At 42.5% G+C, this 3,445-nt stretch carries 2 protein-coding genes; one reads left to right on the top strand and one right to left on the bottom strand.

Annotation, left to right across the window (positions count from 1 at the left end; all coding sequences use genetic code 11):
- A partial coding sequence (locus IQ229_RS19035; RefSeq protein WP_194046424.1) for an LmeA family phospholipid-binding protein occupies positions 1–786 on the bottom strand: 786 nt, incomplete at its 3' end.
- Between the two features lie 387 nt (positions 787–1,173).
- Between IQ229_RS19035 and IQ229_RS19030 the strand changes: the two genes are divergently transcribed.
- Complete coding sequence (locus IQ229_RS19030) at positions 1,174–3,147, top strand: cytochrome-c peroxidase (RefSeq protein WP_322744020.1); 1,974 nt, start codon at positions 1,174–1,176, stop codon at positions 3,145–3,147.
- Positions 3,148–3,445: the final 298 nt, after the last annotated feature.

Genomic DNA, 3,445 nt, shown 5'->3' with positions numbered 1-3,445 from the left:
ATTTGGAATACGTTCAATTTCAGCATATCCACTGAAAATAATTTTTTGACCTTCAGTTTCTAATCGGTTGAGGCGCATTTTCACTCCATCAAGGTCAAAACGATCCAAATCGACCATATTATCTAAAATTTCTACCAGCGCTACGCTCAAGGTTTGCGAGATTTCCCGTTGTGCTTCTGGCACTTGGTCAAGTTGAATTTTCGGATCTTTGAAAGAAACTCGCCGCCGTCTTTCAATACTTACAGTTAAAATCATGCTCAGGGGTACGAGTTCGCCATTATTTAAATCTGCTTTTGCTAGAAGCTGTAAGCGATTTTCTGGCAATAGCTGTACCTGAACATCTGTAAAGGAAACTGGTTCACCGCCAGATAATTCTGTCAGTGATGGTACGGTGAGGTTAAGCAAGCGCTTTTTCACGAGTTCCGCATTAAAGGCTTGGTTTATGCCTGCTTCTGATAAGATTACTTGAGCGATCGCTTGAGTAGGTTGCTTAAGGCTCAGTTTGCCACTTAAAACCGAGCTGAAGTCAATAGCCACCGCATCAGTTTCAAACGACATCTCCTCAACCGCGAAATCTCTCCGAATCACCAAGCCACGGCCGCTCATTTTGAAACTATCAATGCTGCCTTGCAAGAGCTTGCTGGAGGGGTAGCAGCGCACAAAGACTTCTACTGACTCGCTTTGGGTAAACAGGTGGCGAATCGTTTGGCTGGCGACTGTATTGAGCATCCGCTCTCCCCAATCAGTGCCTTTAGGATTTTGTAAACCAGTAAGTCCACCGAACATGTGGTTTTAAGTCTCTAGAAGTTCTTTGTACTTTTGTAACAAATCGTGAAGAATACAGCAAGCGATCTCGTGATTAATTGTACTGATGGATAGGCATAGGATAGCTGATAATTGATGAGCTATGTATTAAATATTACTAATGTGACTGAAATTGGGAGAAAGTTGCAGCATTGATGACAATAGTAATCCATAGAGAATCAGATTACTGCGGCGTAGTATTTTATAGATGGTTAAAATGTATCATTTATACGGTTATAATACATTCTCGGTACTTTAGTACTACATAAAGTAAGGCTGAGTCTTCCTGAGTCAACTTCAACTTTATAGTTTCCACACGTATCGCGAGGTCTTATGATACGCTCAAATACCGCATTAGCAATATTAATCGTGCTAATTTTGATATTATTCTGGATTTATTTAAGCCATAAAACCAGAATAATATCAATATATTTACGCCCTCTAGCAATTTTCATTATAGTTTCTGTGGCGATCGCTGGTGGAGGTATCGTATCCGCAGAAGTAACACCGAACCCGGCTCCCCTAAATAACATAACCAGTTTGCCATCGGCTACATCTGGAGATCCTACCCCAGCGAACCCACCACTCTTAACAGCAGTGGCTCAACCAAGCAATCTCACAGACTTTGTTGACGACCAGCAAGCCTTACTCAAGCTAGGAAAAGCCCTATTTTGGGATATGCAGCTTGGTAGTGATGGCGTTCAGTCCTGTGCTAGTTGTCACTTTCATGCGGGAACTGATAACAGATCAAAGAATCAAATCAGTCCTGGTCTTTTGGCATCACTGAAAGATATAACTTTCCAGGTAGGTGGTGGTGCAAACTATCAACTCACGGCGGCAGATTTTCCATTTCACAAACTGGCAGATCCTAACGATCGAACCAGTACGGTTATTTCTGACACTAACGATGTCGCCTCATCGCAAGGTGTGTTTTACAGTGTTCTTAAGAATACTGTTCCGGGTCAAGCAGTGGATTTGGCTACATCTGAACCCGATCCAGACGGCTTTCAAGTCAATGGAATTAATGTGCGTCGAGTTGCGCCGCGTAATACCCCAACGGTAATTAATGCAATTTTCAACAAACTCCAGTTTTGGGATGGTCGCGCCAAAGAAACCTTCAATGGGGTGAATATAAAAGGAGCAGCAGACCTGAGTGCGAAAGTTTACAAAGCTACAAAACCAAAGCAACTAACTGCTGTTTCCGTTTCGCTCAACAATTCCTCTATTGCTTCCCTAGTAACCGGACCACTATTGAGTGAATTTGAGACATCTGCTAATGGTCGTACCTTACCTGAAGTCGGCGCTAAATTTCTGCGAAAAAAAGGTCAGAAGATCAAAAGTCTTAGACCTTTAGGTAAACAACTTGTACATCAGCAAGACAGTGTTTTAGGAAATGACAGTCGATCTCCTCGGACTGGTCTGAAAACCGCATCCTACGATCAGCTGATTCGGAAAGCCTTTAAGAAGGAATGGTGGAAGTCAAAGTCAATCATTCAAGTTGATAGTAATGGAACACCAACAATCCTCGCCAAAAATGATGATGGTAATGAGAGTGAGGAAGGACAAACTTTACCTGCAAATCAGTTTTCGCTTAGAGATTGGAACTTCTCCCTGTTCTCTGGGTTAGCAATGCAAAAGTATATATCTACTCTTGTGTCTGACAAGACACCTTTTGATAAATTCCAAGCGGGAAATATCAATGCTCTCACCGTGCAGGAAAAAAGCGGTCTGACTGTGTTTGTCAATAATGCGGCAAATGGTGGTGGTAATTGCAACACCTGCCATACAATTCCAGAATTCACTAGGGCTTCGGTGAGAAGAACCACAGGAGTAGCTTCAACTGATTCAAGTGATCCGCTAATTAATAATCCAACTAACGGCTTCTTCGGTAACTACGGTGTCAGACCTGCCTCAGATGACCCCGGAGCCGGAAACACTACCACATCACTGTTCAAAGCACCTGCCCTCCGTAACATCGGCTTGACATCTCCATATATGCATAACGGTGGGATGGCAACTCTAGAGCAAGTAGTAGACTTTTACAATCGTGGTCGAGGTGACGACGGTGGGTCTGGTGCAGGAGTATTGAACTTAACTGATGCTAAAAAAGCTGATTTGGTCGCTTTCTTAAGAAACGGACTTACCGATCGGCGAGTCCTCCTTGAACAAGCACCCTTTGACCATCCGCAATTGTTCATCCCCAATGGACATCCTGGCAATCAAAGCTCAGTGACTTCCAGTGGCAATACTAATGGAACTCCTGCTGCTACAGATCAGCTAGTGGAAATACCCGCAGTTGGTCGAAATGGTGTTACTACTCCCAAGCCAAATTTCTTAGAGTAAGACTCTGGCTTAAAACGTAATCGTTTAGGGAGTAACGATAGAATGAGGGTTACAAACACAATTTCAGGGAATTATTTAGCCTTATTTCCTCAAATTTATGGGCTTGATAGTGCCTCAAACCTTGTTAACTTCGTATACTTCCTGAACGGTTTCAGCAGACAGCATCAAGATTACCTGAAGCCATAAATATCACAGTAAAACAAGTTACCTTGGACTTAATACAGAATCAGCGATCGCTCGACAATTTTTATAATTTTAAATTCATTAATAAAGTTACTAGAATCAGATGGTTATGTAC

Origin of the sequence: Nostoc cf. edaphicum LEGE 07299 (assembly GCF_015207245.1) — a bacterium.
Classification (GTDB): Bacteria; Cyanobacteriota; Cyanobacteriia; order Cyanobacteriales; family Nostocaceae; genus Nostoc; species Nostoc edaphicum_B.
Note: the sequence above shows the minus strand (reverse complement) of the source record. Positions and strands in the feature narration are given on the sequence as shown.